Origin of the sequence: Arminella tubonensis (genome assembly GCF_003240585.1) — a bacterium.
Lineage (GTDB): Bacteria > Pseudomonadota > Alphaproteobacteria > Rhizobiales > Rhizobiaceae > Rhizobium > Rhizobium tubonense.
The window spans coordinates 356,354-373,894 of record NZ_PCDP01000059.1; the positions used below are offsets into that span (position 1 = coordinate 356,354).

Here is a 17,541-nt window from a genome sequence, read left to right on the forward strand (position 1 = left end):
GACCCGGCGCTTCTCTGTTCGGATGAACGGTTTCCGGTTTGGGGCGGACGAGGAAATTGGGAACGGATTTGCATGCACCGCTGGGGCGGGATCGCCCTAATGGCCCAAAGCGGGGGCCTTTGCCTTTGGGCCGCATTGTCGCGGGCCTTTGCCTGATCGGCATCGCAGGGTTTTCGCTTTTTTCGGCGCTGATCAAGGATAATCTGCAGAAGACCGCACCAATCGAAATCACCAAAAATGCGCCACAACCGCAGCCTTCCGTCGACAAGCCTGTAGAAAGCGATGCAGACAAGTCGGGAATGCCGCAGGCCGATCCACAATCCGGCGCCAATGTCCAGCGGACCGTCACAGGCGATGGCTCAGTGGTTACCACCTTCAGCCCGCGCCCACGCGACGGCAATGGCCCAGTGCTGATCGGCGCGAGCCAGGTCGGACAGGACCCGCGCATGGCGGCCACGCCGAACGACAGCCTGCTGGAGGATTCGCCCTACGGTCGCCTGCCGATCACCGGGCCGGGCGGACTGCGGCCGATGGATCAATATGCGCGGCCATGGTCGGGTGCACATGGCACCCGCATCGCGATCGTCGTCAGTGGCCTTGGCCTCAGCCAGACCGGGACCCAGCGCGCCATCGAAAAACTGCCTGAAGAAGTGACGCTGGCCTTTGCCGCCAGCGGCAACAGCCTGCAGCGCTGGATGCAGGAAGCCCGCCGCGGCGGCCACGAGATTCTGATACAGGTACCCTTCGAGCCCTTCGACTATCCCGGCAACAACCCCGGGCCGGATACGCTTTTGACCTCGCAATCTGCCGCGAAGAACGTCGAGGACTTGCATAAGGCCATGGGCGAAATCACCAACTACACCGGGGTTATGAACTACCTCGGTGGTCGTTTCCTATCGAATCCGACAGCGCTTGAACCGGTCCTACGGGATGTGGGTAAGCGTGGACTTCTGTTCCTCGATGATGGATCTTCGGCGCAATCGAAGTCCGGCACGATCGCCAAGGCGCTCGCCGTGCCGCATGCCTTTGCCGACTTGCAGCTCGACGGCGAACTGCAGACCGACGCCATCATCAAGAAGCTCGATGAGCTCGAACGGGTCGCCCGCCGTAACGGCTCGGCGATCGGCATCGCCTCCGCCTTCGATGAAAGCGTGGACGCCATCAGCAAGTGGAGCGAAGACGCTGCAATGCGCGGCATCGAAATTGTCGCCGTCTCGGCTTTGGCCGACGACCCCAAGCATCCCTGATGCACCGGCAGTACCCCGACACAAGAGGAAGATGATGAGCAAGAGTCAATCACCCGTGAAAGCCGAGGACCTGCCTTACCGTCCTTGCGTCGGCGTCATGATCCTCAATCGCGAAGGTCTGGTCTGGGCCGGCCGCCGTATTCCGGACGGCAATTCCGAATATGACGGTTCGTCGCAGCTCTGGCAGATGCCGCAAGGCGGCATCGACAAAGGCGAGGATCCCCTTGATGCTGCCTATCGTGAACTTTACGAGGAGACTGGGATGAAAACCGTTTCCTTGCTTGCCGAGGCTAAGGAATGGATCAATTACGATCTGCCACCACAGCTGATCGGCATCGGTCTCAAAGGCAAGTTTCGCGGCCAGACGCAGCGCTGGTTTGCCTTCCGCTTTGAAGGCGACGAGAGCGAGATTGCCATCAACCCGCCTCCGGGAGGTCACCTTGCGGAATTCGACGCTTGGGAATGGAAACCGATGGCTGAATTGCCGGGCCTGATCGTTCCGTTCAAACGTGCCGTCTACGCGCAGGTCATCGCTGAATTCCAGCACTTGGCCGAGCTTCGCGCGATGGACGATTGATCAGAGGGTGGGGAAGGGCACGCCACCGTTTTCGGCCGCGTGCCCGATTTTATTATTCTGCAGAGTCGGCTGAGTCGGCGTTTAGCTGGCCGTACTTCGTCTCGCCGATCTTCCCAAGGAGATCGAGCTGGGTTTCAAGGAAGTCGATATGGCCTTCCTCGTCGGCCAGCAATTCCTCGAACAGCTTCATGGAGACATAGTCGCCTTCGTCATGACAGATTTCACGTGATTTCTTGTAGGCGCTCCGCGCATCATATTCACCGGCAAGGTCGGCTTCTAGAACTTCCTTGACGTTCTGACCGATGCGAAGCGGCGCGAGTGTCTGCAGGTTGGGATGGCCTTCGAGGAAGATAATGCGCGCGACCAGTCGATCGGCATGGTGCATTTCCTCTATCGATTCGGCCCGTTCCTTCTTCGCGAGCTTGGTGTATCCCCAATCTTCAAGAAGGCGATAATGGACCCAGTACTGGTTGACCGCGCCGAGTTCGAGGAACAATGCCTCGTTAAGCCGCTCTATTACTTTTTTGTCGCCTTTCAATGTCCGCTCTCCTGTTTTCTTCATGAAATTCTTTGAGACGGGACATGAAATCAAATATTTCGGCTTCCGTCGAGTGGCGACGGGCGTGATAATCCTCGGTTGTTTGTATTATCAGGTCTACAACGCTGGGAAAGCAGCCGCAGCAGCGGCCGCGTTTGGACATGGCGTGATAGACTTTGGAGGGCACGATGAGCTGCCAACAGTCTTCATCGAGGAGCTCGGTAATGACCTCCCGGATTTCCATATCGGTGATGTAGTTACAACTGCAGACCAGCATGTCTCATTCAGTCCATCAAACATGACATTTGCTATCCTCTTTATCTGATAAAGAAGATGTTCCTTGTCAAGAAAGATTCTCGATCCTCGCCATTGATTTGGCCCGGACAGCGTCAAATCGACGTGAGACAAGTGTCTATCGCTCAATGGAAATTCCGCCCCCTCGGCATAACGCTGGCGGTTTCTGCTACTTCGCTGCGGCCATCGGTCGCTGCCGCCTTGATAATCGCCCTTTCTCGGACCTGCCGCTCGATCTGCAGGACGAGTTTCTTCTCTCGGTGATCCGCAGTTGGGTGCATCGCCTCATCCGCCCGCTGGTTGCCGGCGAAGCGCCGCGCCTCGCGCTGGAGTATGCCAAGGGCTGATGTCAGGTCCTCGATATGGTCGGCGACGACGTGGATGACGCCACTCTGGCTTTGCAGACGACCCCTGACCTTGACCAGCCGCGCACCCATGACCACGGAACGGTATTTATCGAAAACCTTCTCCCAGACGATCGCATTCGCCACACCCGTTTCATCTTCCAACGTCATGAAGATCACCCCTTTTGCCGAGCCAGGGCGCTGACGCACCAGGACGAGGCCCGCAACGGTGACCATCCGACCGTTCGGCACTGTCAGCAGATCGACGTTCCGCACGATGTCCATCTGAGAGAATTCAGTCCGCAGGAACGAAACCGGATGAGCTTTCAGGGATAACGACAGGTAACGGTAGTCCTCGACTACCTGCTCGCCCGGCAGCATGGTCGGCAGAACAACCTCGGGCTCAACCTGGAGATCCGCGCGGTCGGCCAGATCGAACAGAGGCAGCTTTTCCGCGGCACTTTTCGCATCGAGCGCCCGCACAGCCCATAGTGCCTCGCGCCGCCCCAAGCCGATCGTACAAAACGCATCGGCATCAGCCAGACGTTCGATGTCGCTTTTCGCAAGACCCGATCGCAGCCAGAGATCGCGGACGGAGACATAGCGATCACCGCGATTAGCGATCAGTCTGTCCTTTATGTCGTTCTCCGACAATCCCTTGACCTGCCGGAAACCAAGACGCACCGCTCTCTTCGTCTTGATCACATCTCTCATCGAGATATGACGCCGGTCGATCGCCCCCCTGTCGAACTCGACTTCTTCGAGGGTCGAATCCCATTCCGACAAATTGATATCCACCGGCCGTACTTCGACACCATGCTCGCGCGCATCACGAACAAGCTGCGCCGGCGCATAGAAGCCCATCGGCTGCGAATTCAGCATCGCCGCACAGAAGACATCGGGATAATAGGCCTTCATCCAGGAGGAGGCATAGACCAGCAACGCAAATGAAGCGGCATGGCTTTCCGGAAAACCATATTCCCCGAACCCTTCGATCTGACTGAAACAGCGTTCGGCGAATTCGCGCGTATATTTGTTCCCTATCATCCCGTTGATCATGTCATCTCTAAATTCATTCACTTTTCCCGATCGCTTGAATGTCGCCATGGATCGGCGCAATCTGTCCGCCTTTGCCGGAGGAAAGCCTGCCGCAGTGATGGCGATCTGCATCGCCTGCTCCTGAAACAGGGGAACGCCTAGGGTCCGTTTCAGGACTTTTTCGAGAGTTGGGCTAGGATAATCGACCTTCCTGCGGGCTTGAACATCTTCCCGGCGCTTGAGATAGGGGTGCACCATTTTGCCCTGGATCGGGCCCGGCCGAACAATCGCCACTTCGATGACCAGATCATAGAATTCGCGCGGCCGGAGGCGCGGCAGCATACTCATCTGCGCCCTGCTCTCTATTTGGAACACGCCGATCGTATCGGCCCGGCAGATCATGTCGTAGACCCGATCTCCTTCGGCGCCGACTATATTGCCCAAGTCGGCAAGGGTGACCTTCTTCTCATAATGCAGCGCGAGAAGGCTGAAGGCCTTGGCAAGACAGGTGAGCATTCCGAGCGCAAGGATATCGATCTTCAGAATGCCGACCGTGTCGAGATCGTCCTTGTCCCATTCGACCATATAGCGATCCTTCATTGCCGTATTCATGATCGGCATCACCTCATCCAGCCGGTCTCTGGTGATGACGAAACCGCCGACATGCTGGGTCAAATGCCGGGGGAAACCCATCAGTTCAGATGCATAGGAAAGTACCCGCTGGGTGGTCCGATCGGAAAGATCGAGCCCCGCAGCTTTCGCTTCCCGCTCCGAAAGATCATCCGCCGACCAGCCCCAAATCGTGCTGGCAAGTGCCGACTGAACGTCCTCCGACATGCCGAAGGCCTTGGCTACCTCTCGGCCGGCGGAGCGCGCACGGTAACTGGTAACCGCTGCCGTCAGTCCGGCATGCTCCTTTCCGTATTTGCTGTGGATGAACTGAATGACTTCTTCCCGTCGGGAGTGCTCGAAATCGACGTCGATGTCAGGTGGCTCATTGCGTTCTGTTGAGATAAACCGCTCGAAAAGGAGAGTCGTTATCATAGGGTCGACTTCGGTGATCCCGAGGCAATAGCAGACCGTCGAATTTGCGGCCGATCCCCGACCCTGGCAAAGGATTTTAAGCTCGTGACGGGCATGCCAGACGATGTTGCGAACAGTCAGAAAGTAATGCTCGTATTCCATCTTTCTGATTAGATCGAGTTCATAATCAATCTGCTCGGCGACCTTGGGTGGAATACCGCGGGGATAACGACCGGCCGCTCCTTCCCGAACCAAGCGCTCCAACGTTTCCGCAGGCGCTTCGCCTGGTACGCTTTCGTCAGGATAATTATGGCTCAACTCCTTCACGGAAAACGACAGCTGTCCGAAAAACTCCACCGTATTGGCAATGGCCTGAGGATAAGCACCAAACAACCTTGCCATTTCCCGCCCACTCTTAAGATAACGCTCGGAGTTGGGCGCAAGACGGAAACCAGCCTCCGCTACGGTCGTATGCTCGCGAATAGTGGCGACGACATCGGATAGCGGCCGTCGTGCCGGCGTGTGATAGAGCGGCTGATTGGTGGCTATCAATGACACGCCGCTGCGTGCGGCGATCATGGATAGCGTTGCGAAGACGAAGGTCTCGCGGCCGTCATAGGATGGCGACAGTGCCATATGGAATTTTCGCCGGAAACGTCTCCGAAGACGACCGAGGCACGCTTCCAGCTTCTGCCGATACTCGGCATCATCGATCAGCGACGGGGCCGGAACGAGGGCGAGCATCATCTCGTCTCCCCATTTCGCGAGATCCTCTTCATTGAGGATGCAGGAACCTTTCCTTGCACGCAGATTTCCAGCGCTCAGCAAGCGGCAAAGATGCGCCCAGCCCGTCCGGTTCTGCGGAAAAGCCAGAATATCGGGCGTGCCGTCTGAAAAGACAAGGCGAGCACCGGGCCGAACCGGCACGGGCTTCAGAAGCTTTTCTTCCTTCTCGCCCCTTTCCCTTCGTTCCAGATTTTCTTGGCTTTTCTTTTCATAGTCCTCAAGGATCGCCTGTTCCTGGGAATAAGCCCTGACAACCCCCGCAACCGAATTGCGGTCGGCAATCCCGAGACCTGAAAGCCCGAGCCGCGTTGCCTGCATCACCATCTCCTCGGGGCTGGATGCCCCCTCAAGAAAGGAGAAGTTCGTCCTGGCTCCAATCTCAAAAAAGACGGGCTCGAAAAAGACGGGTGCGGTACTCATGCGAAGACCCCGTGCATCAGCCAGCGCGGAGCGGCACCCTGGCCGTAGAGACCTTCACGAAACATCCAGAAGCGATGGCCGGTTTGAACTTCGAGGCGGAAGTAATCGCGCGGAGGGGCTGCCTCGCCGTCGATCCACCATTCTGCCGCCAGCCTTTCCGGTCCTTCGGCCCGCAGGACTTCATGCATCATGCGGCGCCAGCGGAACCGCAAGGGCGGTCCATCCGGCACTTCGGCGGCGAAGGTTTCGACAAATTCGGGCATGCGGAAAAGCCGCAGGGGTCGCTCAACCCTGGCAAAGCCTGCATGTGGCGTCCCAGGGAACCGGTACTGACCGGGGAGGGCATTCGCCGCAGGGATGAAGATGGAAGCACGCTCCGGCACATGGCTCTCATGCAACTCGAACGCCTGCAGACATTCCCGGCCAAGCCTGGCGGCAACCTGGTCGACAAAGGTAGCAAGCGATTGGTCGGATTGGTTAGTTCCGGCAAAATCGCCCTGTGCCGCATCGAAGTTCTCATACCGCAGCACATTCAGCCGAACGATTTCATACCCGAAGCCGGCATCGAGATCGTCATGAACTGCCTTGATGCGCTCGGAAAACAACGCAGCAATCCGCTTAGGCTCGCGAAGCGGTTTGGAAGCACCGGCAGCGATGCGAAATACCCGACCATCGACCCGGAAAAGCAACAATTCGAAAACTCGACCGCCGACACCTCGTGCTTCCAGTCCCGGTTTCAGCGCCTCGCCAAGCTGACCTGCCAACAGCATGATATCCTCCTCGGCCTGCGCCGGTTCGGAAAGAACCCGTTCAGCTGACAGGCTAGCAACCGGTCGGCGCGGCGAAATCGGCTCTTCATCAAGCCCCAGCGCCTGATCGAGACGCAGGAGAAGCTGCGGTCCGAACCGCCTTGCAAGCGGCGCGCGGGCAGCCGAAAGGATATCCCCGACCTGCTTCAGACCGAGCTTTTGCAGCCCAGCGACAGTTTCTTCGCCAAGCCGTAGCGAAGCGACCGGTAGCGGCGCGAGTATCTCTTCCATTTCATCCGGTTCGATGACCCCGCTGCTGCCGAACCGGGCGACCGCCCAGGATAGGCCAGGCGAAGAGGAGATGGCGCCGCGAACCTCGAGACCGAGGTGAAACAGCCGGAATAGAATATCCTTGAGGAGCGCCCGCTCGCCGCCGAAGAGATGGGCACAGCCTGTGATGTCGAGAAAAATTCCATTCTTTCCATCGAGCGCCACAAGCGGGGTGTACCGATCGCACCAGTCCGCCATCGCTTCCAGCAGCCTGCGATCAGCCGCAGGATCCTCCTCGACAACATCGAGAGCGGGGCATATGGCACGCGCTTCGGCGACCCCCTGATCAAGCTTCAGCCCGATCTCTTCTGCAATTTCTTCAAGGGCCGTCAGCCGCATGGCATTTTTCAGCCGGCCGGCACAGACAAGTGGCGCCGCCTCAGGACGCCCGGTCGAGCGCCACGACAGACCCCATCGCTTGCGGGCGATCCGATCGGTTGGCAACCGGGGGAAGGTGAGGGCGAGGATTCGCTGATTTCCGTTCGATAAGGGCAGGGCGCTGTTGGTCGAGGATAGATGAAAACCGGCGGTCATGAGGATTCCACTCCAGAACAAGGGAAAGAGGAGCCGGGTTGCGGCTCTTTTCCAGGGTGAGGCGAAAGGACGGGTTGCCGATGCTGCCGCCAAGCATCGATCCATCCGGCAGAAACCGCGCTGCAGCCGGCGCGGGTTCGACAGACAGGCGAAAGAGCGCGCTGCTCGCCTCCTCCTCTCCTCCATGTCGCAACAGAAACAGCGGCCGCCCCGCCGCCTTGGCCCTCAAGCTGAGCCGCCGACTTTCCGTCAGCCCGAAACGTGCCGGATTGCCGCGCACCTCCAGAATGACGACCGCAAAGACCCCACTTGCCAATGCCGCCTCAGCCAGCCACAACGCCTCCTCAAGTTTTCGGGGGGCTGCATGCAGGAAACCCTGCGGCTCCAGACCGAAATCCCTGAGGCCGATCGCATAGGGCAGACCCGCTTCCATCGTCGCCACCGTATCGCCGATCCAAAGCACTATGGTGCGACCAGCCGGTACATTCTTATCCCCCTCTCGGAGCCGCGAGGCGAGAGCAAGAGCAAACCCCGTAGCGGCACCAGCATCGCGAAGCGACAGCGAACGGATCTCAGTCAGCGCATCTCGCGGAACACCGCCTTCGAGCGCCTCATCAAGTGTCGCAATGCCGGTCTCGAAAGGCCGTCCCTGCTTCGGGCCGGCCTTCGACCTCCCTCCATCAGCCGCCATCGCCTCATGCGCCGCCGCAGCCAGAGCTGGCACCGGCTTACCTTCCAGTCTGGCAATAGTTTCACGCAGGGCAAAAAGCGTCTCCCGCGCCACGGCTGTTTCGGCCACGACGTTAACTCCTGATAGAGTATGTTCCTGTTATGTTCTTATAGATTCCAGAGCCCTAATGAAGAGTCAACAGTCAATATCTGTGAATTTATTCCTCTCCTTGATTCCGCTCTCGAAAACTTGCCCCAAAGGCTCTATATGGGCGGAAAGGAAGGGGAGTATAATGGCCCGCATTGACCAGAGCGAGGATTGGCGGGACCGCCATGCGCCGACGATCAGTTCATTCGAATCCCTGGCAACGGAGGCCTACGGCCACCTGCCGGAGGAATTTCGCGCGCTGACCGGCAATCTGATCATCGAGATCGAAGATTTTCCGGATGACGAGGTTTTCGAGGACATGGCCCTTGAGACCCCCTTCGACCTGCTCGGTCTATTCGAGGGTCGCGGCATTTCCGAGCGATTCACCGTCGAAACCGGCGAAATGCCGAACCGAATCCGTCTCTATCGCCGGCCGATCATCGACTACTGGGCGGAAAACGAGGAAACGCTCGGCGATATCATCACCCATGTCCTCATCCATGAGATCGGCCACCATTTTGGTCTCAGCGACGACGACATGGAGCGCATCGAGGAAAGCGCTGAAGAAGCAACGGCCCGGTAGGAAAAACCGTTCTACTGCTCCGATAGCTTCATGTCAGGATCGTAATCCTTGCCTTCGACATCCTTGACCACCGCCTGGCCGCATTGCATTTCGCCGGTTGCTGCATTGAAGGCATAGGTTGGCGACCCATAGAGCGACCAGCCCTTGTTGAGATTGGCGGAAATCTTGTGACAGAAGGAGGCGTCGTCCGGGCCGGACAGGAAGCGGTAGAGTTTCATCAGGTCGTCTTTCGTTCTGCGATCAGGCGGGCTTTATGAACCAGTCCCTGTGCCTGGACAAGATGCAGCCTCTCGACCATCCGCCCGTTGAGGTCGACAACGTTGAGCCCGGCTGCCGCAGGATCGGCAAAGGCAGCGATGATCGCCTCCGCCTCGGCGACATCGATGTCGTTTAACCCGAAACAGCGATTGGCGACCTCGATCTGGTCAGGATGGATCAACATCTTGCCATCGAAACCCATGGCATGTCCGTCGAGGCACTCATTCTCAAGACCGTTCATATCCTTGAAATCGTTGAAGACGCTATCGATCGCGTCCAGTCCGTAGGCGCGCACCGCCAGCACCACCTGCATCAGCCACGGAACGAGATAGGTTCGTCCCGGTTGCGGCAGCACACCCGTTTCCTTGCGAAGGTCGTTGAGCCCGACGACGAAACAATCAAGCCTGGAGCCCGCCGTGCGACCAGCCTCCGCAATCGCCGCAGCGTTGAGGATGCCGCGCGGCGTTTCTATCATCGCCCAGATGCGCAAGGCTTCCGGCGCGTCGGCATCTGCCAGCCTGTCGCTGATGGCCATGATGTCCTGCGGCTCGTTGACCTTGGGCAACAGAACCGCTTCCGGTTCGAGCGCCAGGACAAGATCCAGGTCGGCATTGCCGAAGCTCGAGGACAAGGCATTGATCCGGATGATCCGTTCCTTGGACACAAGCGAAGGCCCGGAAAAGAACTCTTTCAGATTATCCCGCGCTTCCGCTTTCCTCTCGACCGCGACGGAATCTTCCAGATCGAAGATCACGGCATCGCAATCGAGTTCGTGGGTTTTTTGCAATGCGCGGCGATTGACGGCGGGCACGCTGAGCACCGAGCGGCGAAGGCGCATGGAACGGGTTGGGGCGGATCTGCTCATCGGAACAGTTCTGCCAATCTTTCGGACATCGGGCAAGACAACAAAAAGCCATGCTCCTCTTGCAGATGGAAAGATCTAGGACCACATTGGCCTGCAGAGAAAGGTCTCGATCATGCAGAACGTACGTTCCTTGTTTCTCGCCCTTACCGGCATCACCATCTTTGCTGCGCTAGCGCTGCTTACTGTTTCGTTGACGCTTGCTATCGGCGGCATTCTGACCGTTTGCCTCGTCGGCCGCGCTTTGTCGATGCGCCTGAAGCCGGCTCCGATACGCGCAAAGGCAAATCGCCAGCGCGAGATGCACATCTGGAACGACGGCCGCGGCACCATCATCGACCTCTAATGTCTTGATCAGGCGGCATTCTTGCTGCCTTTTCAAGCCCATATTTTGCGCGATCGCCAGAACGACGCGCTGATGTCCTACTACCGTGCAATCCAAGATTCTCCTTCATTTTTGGCCGGATTTGCTCTATTGGCAGGACAATTCGTTTGATTGAGCGAAATCGAAGGCAGGATTCCATGGATAAGTTCGTGAAGTTAACCGGCGTTGCAGCGCCTCTTCCGGTCGTCAATGTCGACACAGACATGATCATCCCGAAGGATTATCTGAAAACCATCAAGCGCACCGGCCTCGGAACCGGCTTGTTCGCTGAGGCCCGCTATAACGAAGACGGCACGCCGAACCAGGATTTCATCCTGAACAAGCCTGCATATCAGCACGCCAAGATCCTTGTCGCAGGCGATAATTTCGGCTGTGGCTCGTCGCGAGAACATGCCCCTTGGGCGCTGCTCGATTTCGGCATCCGCTGCGTCATCTCCACCAGCTTTGCAGACATTTTCTACAATAACTGCTTCAAGAACGGCATCCTGCCGATCAAGGTTTCTCCCGAAGACCTCGACAAGCTGATGGACGATGCCTCGCGCGGCTCCAACGCAATTCTGACCATCGATCTCGAGAACATGGAGATTACTGGCCCCGATGGCGGCTCGATCACCTTCGATCTCGACGCCTTCAAGCGGCATTGCCTGCTGAACGGCCTCGATGATATCGGCCTGACGCTGGAAAAGGCGGCCGCGATCGATAGTTTCGAGAAATCAAACGCGGTATCACATCCCTGGGCCTGATAAGGCTCACGATCTTTAAAGTTTCGAGCCGGGCCAATGAGCCCGGCTTTTCTTTTGCCCCAATTTCAAGTCCGCTCTGAAGCTGAGCTCACTGTAATATGCCCGACAAGAATGGGGATCATACAGCGCCGACGGATAATTCCCCTCCGTAGCGCACAATTCCCAACCGGAGCATTTTCATGACCTCCCTCCCGATTCTCGGCGCCGCCATGACGCTCGACGACCTCGAAATCCATCGCACCTGGCTGTTCGACAAACAGCGGGACCTGGAACTGCAGAGCTTCGTCGATGCAGAAGTTCTGAACGGCGATTGGAAACCGCTTGCCGAGCGCACGCGGAGACTTCTCGATGGCCACCGTGGACGCGTCGGCATTCACGGCCCGTTCTGGGGTTTCGTCATCGCCTCGCAGGACCCGGACGTTCGCGACGTCGTCAAGAAGCGGCTTTCCCAGGCCCTCGACGTCTGCACCGAGATTGGGGCGACGCAGATGGTGATCCACAGCCCCTACACGACCTGGTCCTATAACAACCTCGACAACAACAAAGGTGAGCGCGAAAAGATCGTCGACTACACGCACCGGACACTCGGAGACGCCGTAAAACGCGCCGAAGATATCGGCCTGACCATGGTTATTGAAAACATTGAGGACATCGACCCACACATTCGCGTCGCGCTGGCCGACAGCTTCAATTCCCCTGCAGTTGCCGTTTCGATCGATACCGGCCATGCCCATTATGCCCACGGATCGACGGGTGCTCCACCGGTCGATTATTATGTCCACGCCGCAGGCAACCGCCTCCAGCATGTTCACCTCCAGGATGCCGACGGCTATGCCGACAGGCATTGGAGCCTCGGTGAAGGCACGATCCGCTGGCATTCGGTTTTCTCGGCCCTTTCCAAGCTTGACAGCAAGCCGCGGCTGATCATCGAGATCAAGGACAAATCGAAAATCCCGGCATCTGCCGCTTTCATCGCCTCGCTTGGCATTGCCGAGTAATTTTAGCTTTAGAAAGCCAGACCGGCGGCCATGTAGATCGCCGGTCGGAGAGAAATTGAGCCAGCGGTAACCTCCAGCCGTACCGTTTTGGCCGGAACCTCGCTTGAAATGACCGCCGGGCGGGTCTAAGAACCCGCAGCTTGTTTCTATTGCAGAGGCTTTTCCATGACAGTGCGCAATCTCTTCCTCCTGCCAGGCGATGGTATCGGCCCCGAAGCCATGGGCGAAGTCCGCAAGATCATCGCCTATATGAACACGGCGAAGAATGCCGGCTTCGTCACGGATGAAGGTCTCGTCGGCGGCTCTGCCTACGATGCGCACGGCGCTTCGATTTCCGAGGCGGATATGGCAAAGGCAATGGCAGCGGACGCCGTCCTCTTCGGCGCTGTCGGCGGCCCCAAATGGGATGCAGTTCCCTATGATGTCCGTCCGGAAGCAGGCCTTCTGCGCCTGCGCAAGGACATGCAGCTTTTCGCCAATCTTCGTCCGGCCATCTGCTACCCCGCGCTTTCCGCAGCCTCCTCGCTGAAGCCGGAGTTGGTCGAGGGTCTTGACATCCTCATCGTCCGCGAACTGACCGGCGGCGTCTATTTCGGCGAACCGAAGGAGATCATCGATCTCGGTAACGGCCAGAAGCGTGGCATCGATACGCAGGTCTACGATACCTATGAGATCGAACGCATCGCTGGTGTTGCCTTCGAACTGGCCCGCACCCGTGGCAATCGCGTCTGCTCCATGGAGAAGCGCAATGTCATGAAGTCGGGCGTGCTCTGGAACCAGGTGGTCACCGAGACGCACAAGGCGAAATATTCCGACGTGCAGCTCGAGCATATGCTGGCCGATGCCGGCGGCATGCAGCTGGTTCGACAGCCGAAGCAGTTCGACGTCATCGTTACGGACAATCTCTTCGGCGATATGCTCTCCGATGTCGCTGCCATGCTGACGGGTTCGCTCGGCATGCTGCCATCGGCTTCGCTCGGCGCTCCCGATGCCAAGACCGGCAAGCGCAAGGCACTCTATGAGCCGGTTCATGGCTCGGCTCCCGACATTGCCGGCAGGGGCATTGCCAATCCGATCGCCATGATCGCCTCCTTTGCCATGTGTATGCGCTACTCCTTCAACATGGTTGAGGAAGCCGACGCGCTGGAAAAGGCGATCGCAAACGTTCTCGACAGCGGTATCCGCACCTCCGATATCATGTCGGAAGGCAGCAGGGCCGTCGGTACTAGCGAAATGGGCGATGCGATCCTTGCGGCGTTCAAGACGCTTTCTGCCTGATATTTCACGTGAAACACGCGCCGTCGTTCTTTCAAAGGAAGGAGCGGCGGCTTTTTGTTGAACTCGGCACCCAGATGCCTATCTCCTGCTGATGAACGACGATAGCATCAGGCCGGCAGCGCCACCCATTGTTGGACGTCAAAGCCTCTGGGGCCGCCTGTCGCGCCGTTATGCCGCCCGGCGAAGCCTCCACGTTCGGATACCCTGGGTCGGCTACGCGTTTACCTCGATCAACATCGTCGCTATCGCCTTTTTTGTGTTCGATGCACCTTTGGGAGCGGCGGCGAAGGGCCTGCCCGCGCGGCTGGTCCGGTTTGCCGGTGAGGTCACCGACGTCGGTAGGCTTGTCTCAATCCTAGTTGCGGTCTGCGCAGTCCTGATCGTCGGTCTACTGCTCACCCGACGGCTCTCCAAACTCCAACGTCGATTTCGCGTCGCTTATTTTATACGCGCGACTGTCTACGTTGCCATTTCGGTGATTTCGGCCAGCATTGCCGTCCACATCCTGAAATATGCGATCGGCCGAGCTAGGCCGCCACTCTTTGATGCGGTTGGAATCTTCCACTTGGAACCCTTCAACGGAGACTTCCTGTATCAGAGCTTCCCGTCGGCGCATGCCACCCATATTGGCGCGTTTTTTGCCGCACTTGCCCTGCTATTTCCTCGCTTCCGGCTCGTCTTCGCAGGCCTCGGCCTTTGGCTCGGTGTCACGCGCATTATCGTCGGCGTCCATTATCCGAGCGACGTCGCAGCCGGGTTGGCGCTTGGCGTATGGTTCGCCTTTGCCACCGCCTTCATTTTTTCGCGTTTCGGCCTGCTGTTTTCCTTGGCGCACAACGGCACACCGACGCCCCGGAGGACTCTCGCAAATTCGTAACAAAATTGTAGCAGGAGGCTGGTAACGCTAACTAGCCGGCATAGTCGATAAGCCGGCTTCTTGGGGCGGGATCATCATGCGGGCAATTCTCACGTCTCTCGACAAGCGCTGGCGACGGAGCGAAACCGGGTTTGCGCCGCTACGCTGGCAGACATGCCTGTTCATCACCGCCAACATCGTGCTCCTATCGGCCCTGCTATTGGATTCACCGGTCGGGGCAGGCATGAGGCATATCTCCCCACCCGTCCATTTTTTCGGCAGAATGCTGACCGATTTCGGCGACTCCGGCTGGATCATCGTCGTCAGCGCGTTCCTGTTCATCGAGGGGTGGGCCGGAAGCCGATTGTTGAAATCCGCCCGTTGCCGCTGCCAGGCGGTGATAGTCAGCCGGATCGGCGGCTATTTCCTCGTCTCGATAGCGCTATCCGGCCTGATCGCCAATCTCCTGAAACGCATCATCGGCCGTGCGAGGCCCGTTCATTTCGACGACTGGGGTATCCTTGGCTTTTCGCCTTTTTCCAGCCATGCCGCCTTTCAGAGCTTTCCTTCCGGGCACGCAACAACCATCGGCGCCTTCTTCGCAGCACTCATGTTCCTCTTCCCGCGCTATCGCATCATCTTTGCGGTCTGCGCTATCTGGCTTGCGGCGACCCGCGTGATGATCGGGGCACATTATCCGAGCGACGTAGTCGCCGGCCTTGCCCTCGGCGCCTGGTTTTCCTTCATGATTGCCATCGTCTATTCACGTTACGGACTGCTTTTCAGGACAGATGAGAGCGGCTGGCCCGCACCGCGACTACCGATCCTGCGCAAATGAAAACCGGCGCCACTGGGCGCCGGCTCTTCTTGTCGGAGTATCAAAGCTTCTCAGCTCATCGTATTTATATCGCGATCCTTGGTCTCCGGCAGGAAGATCAGACCGATTACCAGCGTGATGCCGGCAAAGATGATCGGATACCAGAGGCCGTAGTAGATATCTCCCTTTGCAGCACTTAATGCGAAGGCCATGGCCGGGAGCAGGCCGCCGAACCAACCGTTGCCGATATGATAGGGAAGCGACATGCCACTGTAGCGGATGCGGGTCGGGAACAGTTCGACCAGCAGTGCGGCAATCGGCCCATATACCATCGTCACGTAGAGAACGAGGATCGTCAGGATGGCGATTGTTCCAATCCAATTCACAGCAGCCGGGTCGGCGACCATCGCAAAGGCTCCGCCCTTGGCAATCGAATAGACCGGCATTTCAGTCAACCCATTCGTCTCGTCCTTGGTGATCAGTTTGTCGGCGACGAGCTTGTCGACCGGGACCGTTGCCTTCTCCCCCGCCCGCACTGCCTCGGCGTTGAGGCTAAGCTCCGGATTGGCGGCGATGAACGCATCCAGTTTGGCGTCCAGCACTTTGGCGACGCCGCGCACCAGCGGATATCCGCCATCATGCAGGGCGACGTTGATGCCCTTTTCGAAGGCGCTGTTCAGTGATTTCGCCTTGTCGCCGGCGGCAACCACGTCGTAGCTCGGCACTGTCTCATTGCCGATCTTGACCGTTGCCGGCGTGCCGGCCGCAGCTGGCACAATGTCATAGGGCACCGAATTCTTGGTCAGGAACGCGGTGGCTACGTCGCAAGAGCTGGTAAATTTGGACGTTCCAGTCGGGTTGAACTGGAACCTGCAGTCGGCCGGATCGGCGGTGACCGTAGCGCGAACCGTCGCCTGTGCCTGTGCAAGCGCCGGATTGGCGGTCCAGGTCATTGCCTTGAACAGCGGGAAGTAGGTGACCATGGCCAATAATAGACCGGCCATGATGATCGGCTTGCGGCCGATCTTGTCCGATAGCCACCCGAAGACGACGAAGAAGCCGGTCCCGATGAGAAGCGCGACCGCGACCATGATATTCGCCGCTTGGAACTCGACCTTGAGCACGTTCTGCAGGAAGAACAGCGAATAGAACTGGCCGCAATACCAGACGACGGCCTGGCCCATGGTGGCACCGAAAAGCGCGATCAGTGCAATCTTGGCATTCTTCCACTGGCCGAAGGCCTCGGTAAGCGGTGCTTTCGACCCCTTGCCCTCGGCCTTCATCCGCTGGAAAGCCGGCGACTCGTTCATTCGCAGACGAATCCAGACGGACACGCCAAGCAGCACAAACGAAACAAGGAACGGTACACGCCAGCCCCAGACGGAAAATGCGTCCTTCCCAAGCATGGCCTGAACGATGAGGATCACCACCAATGACAGAAACAGGCCAAGGGTAGCAGTGGTCTGTATCCACGACGTGAAATAGCCGCGGCGGCCCTGAGGCGCATGCTCCGCCACGTAGGTCGCGGCACCACCGTATTCGCCGCCGAGCGCCAGGCCTTGAAGCAGACGCAGTGTGATCAGGATGATCGGTGCCATGATGCCGATAGTTGCTGCACCCGGTAGCAGGCCCACCAGGAAGGTCGACAGACCCATGATCGTGATGGTGATCAGGAAAGTGTATTTTCGTCCGACGAGATCGCCGAGCCGACCAAACACCAATGCGCCGAACGGCCGGACGAGAAAGCCTGCAGCAAAGGCAAGTAGTGCGAAGATATTACGGGTGGTCTCAGGATATTGGGTAAAGAATGTCGCTCCGATATATGTCACGAGCGAGCCGTAGAGATAGAAATCGTACCATTCAAAAACGGTACCCAGCGAGGAGGCGAAGATGACCTTCTTCTCCTCAGAAGTCATGGGGCTTGCCTTCGGCCCACCGACGGTTGCGACATTTGCCATTTGATCTGTCCTCCAACAGAATTGAACAAGCGCACCAGACCCAACTCTCCTCCGGTCCGACGCACCTGATACGAGTGTGACAGAAATGCACAGCCCGACGAGGTAT

At 58.3% G+C, this 17,541-nt stretch carries 17 protein-coding genes; 9 read left to right on the forward strand and 8 right to left on the reverse strand.

Translation table 11 applies throughout. From position 1 onward, the window contains the following. Window positions 1-56: 56 nt before the first annotated feature. Together CPY51_RS26140 and CPY51_RS26145 are read left to right on the forward strand one after the other, a co-directional pair. Window positions 57-1,247, forward strand: a complete 1,191-nt coding sequence (locus CPY51_RS26140; protein WP_111163118.1) for a divergent polysaccharide deacetylase family protein — start codon at window positions 57-59, stop codon at window positions 1,245-1,247. 34 nt (window positions 1,248-1,281) lie between these two features. Next, on the forward strand, window positions 1,282-1,824 hold the full coding sequence (locus CPY51_RS26145) for an RNA pyrophosphohydrolase (RefSeq protein WP_111163119.1): 543 nt from the start codon (window positions 1,282-1,284) through the stop codon (window positions 1,822-1,824). A 52-nt stretch (window positions 1,825-1,876) separates the two neighbouring features. On the opposite strand, the gene bfr is transcribed toward CPY51_RS26145, so the two are convergent. The 5 genes from bfr to CPY51_RS33605 all read right to left on the reverse strand — a co-directional run bounded on the left by bfr (window position 1,877) and on the right by CPY51_RS33605 (window position 8,679). Then, complete coding sequence (gene bfr / locus CPY51_RS26150; protein WP_146260175.1) at window positions 1,877-2,362, reverse strand: bacterioferritin; 486 nt, start codon at window positions 2,360-2,362, stop codon at window positions 1,877-1,879. Continuing rightward, on the reverse strand, window positions 2,328-2,639 hold the full coding sequence (locus CPY51_RS26155) for a (2Fe-2S)-binding protein (RefSeq protein ID WP_111163121.1): 312 nt from the start codon (window positions 2,637-2,639) through the stop codon (window positions 2,328-2,330). Before CPY51_RS26155 ends, bfr begins: the two co-directional genes overlap by 35 nt. 142 nt (window positions 2,640-2,781) lie before the next feature. Continuing rightward, on the reverse strand, window positions 2,782-6,267 hold the full coding sequence (locus tag CPY51_RS26160; protein ID WP_111163122.1) for an error-prone DNA polymerase: 3,486 nt from the start codon (window positions 6,265-6,267) through the stop codon (window positions 2,782-2,784). Beyond that, a complete protein-coding gene (locus CPY51_RS26165; RefSeq protein WP_275540502.1) occupies window positions 6,264-7,790 on the reverse strand; it encodes a Y-family DNA polymerase in 1,527 nt (508 codons plus the stop codon). The genes CPY51_RS26160 and CPY51_RS26165 overlap by 4 nt, the downstream gene beginning before the upstream one ends. Then, complete coding sequence (locus CPY51_RS33605; protein ID WP_244598786.1) at window positions 7,726-8,679, reverse strand: ImuA family protein; 954 nt, start codon at window positions 8,677-8,679, stop codon at window positions 7,726-7,728. The genes CPY51_RS26165 and CPY51_RS33605 overlap by 65 nt, the downstream gene beginning before the upstream one ends. Before the next feature lie 163 nt (window positions 8,680-8,842). On the opposite strand from CPY51_RS33605, the gene CPY51_RS26175 reads away from it, so the two are divergent. After that, window positions 8,843-9,280, forward strand: a complete 438-nt coding sequence (locus CPY51_RS26175) for a metallopeptidase family protein (protein ID WP_111163125.1) — start codon at window positions 8,843-8,845, stop codon at window positions 9,278-9,280. A gap of 11 nt (window positions 9,281-9,291) precedes the next feature. On the opposite strand, the gene CPY51_RS26180 is transcribed toward CPY51_RS26175, so the two are convergent. Both CPY51_RS26180 and CPY51_RS26185 read right to left on the reverse strand, forming a co-directional pair. Then, the gene (locus tag CPY51_RS26180) at window positions 9,292-9,498 is read right to left on the reverse strand and encodes a DUF1737 domain-containing protein (protein WP_111163126.1); all 207 of its coding nucleotides are present in this window, start codon (window positions 9,496-9,498) and stop codon (window positions 9,292-9,294) included. Further along, on the reverse strand, window positions 9,498-10,403 hold the full coding sequence (locus CPY51_RS26185; protein ID WP_111163127.1) for an HpcH/HpaI aldolase/citrate lyase family protein: 906 nt from the start codon (window positions 10,401-10,403) through the stop codon (window positions 9,498-9,500). Before CPY51_RS26185 ends, CPY51_RS26180 begins: the two co-directional genes overlap by 1 nt. Window positions 10,404-10,515: 112 nt before the next feature. Here CPY51_RS26185 and CPY51_RS26190 point away from each other — a divergent pair, with 112 nt between their 5' ends. The 6 genes from CPY51_RS26190 to lpxE all read left to right on the forward strand — a co-directional run bounded on the left by CPY51_RS26190 (window position 10,516) and on the right by lpxE (window position 15,498). Beyond that, window positions 10,516-10,746, forward strand: a complete 231-nt coding sequence (locus CPY51_RS26190; RefSeq protein ID WP_111163128.1) for a hypothetical protein — start codon at window positions 10,516-10,518, stop codon at window positions 10,744-10,746. Between the two features lie 176 nt (window positions 10,747-10,922). After that, window positions 10,923-11,528: a 3-isopropylmalate dehydratase small subunit gene (gene leuD / locus CPY51_RS26195; protein WP_111163129.1), complete on the forward strand. Its 606-nt coding sequence runs from the start codon at window positions 10,923-10,925 to the stop codon at window positions 11,526-11,528. 179 nt (window positions 11,529-11,707) lie between these two features. Beyond that, window positions 11,708-12,526 (forward strand): sugar phosphate isomerase/epimerase family protein, encoded by an 819-nt coding sequence (locus CPY51_RS26200; RefSeq protein WP_111163130.1) that lies wholly within the window; start codon window positions 11,708-11,710, stop codon window positions 12,524-12,526. 165 nt (window positions 12,527-12,691) lie between these two features. Next, a complete protein-coding gene (leuB, locus tag CPY51_RS26205; RefSeq protein WP_111163131.1) occupies window positions 12,692-13,804 on the forward strand; it encodes a 3-isopropylmalate dehydrogenase in 1,113 nt (370 codons plus the stop codon). A 91-nt stretch (window positions 13,805-13,895) separates the two neighbouring features. After that, complete coding sequence (locus tag CPY51_RS26210; RefSeq protein WP_111163132.1) at window positions 13,896-14,681, forward strand: phosphatase PAP2 family protein; 786 nt, start codon at window positions 13,896-13,898, stop codon at window positions 14,679-14,681. A gap of 76 nt (window positions 14,682-14,757) precedes the next feature. Beyond that, window positions 14,758-15,498, forward strand: a complete 741-nt coding sequence (gene lpxE / locus CPY51_RS26215; RefSeq protein WP_111163133.1) for a lipid A 1-phosphatase LpxE — start codon at window positions 14,758-14,760, stop codon at window positions 15,496-15,498. A gap of 50 nt (window positions 15,499-15,548) precedes the next feature. Here the strand turns inward: lpxE and CPY51_RS26220 are convergent, their stop codons facing one another. Continuing rightward, window positions 15,549-17,435 carry an MFS transporter gene (locus tag CPY51_RS26220; protein ID WP_111163134.1) on the reverse strand — a complete coding sequence of 629 codons (1,887 nt, stop codon included), beginning with the start codon at window positions 17,433-17,435 and terminating at the stop codon, window positions 15,549-15,551. Window positions 17,436-17,541: the final 106 nt, after the last annotated feature.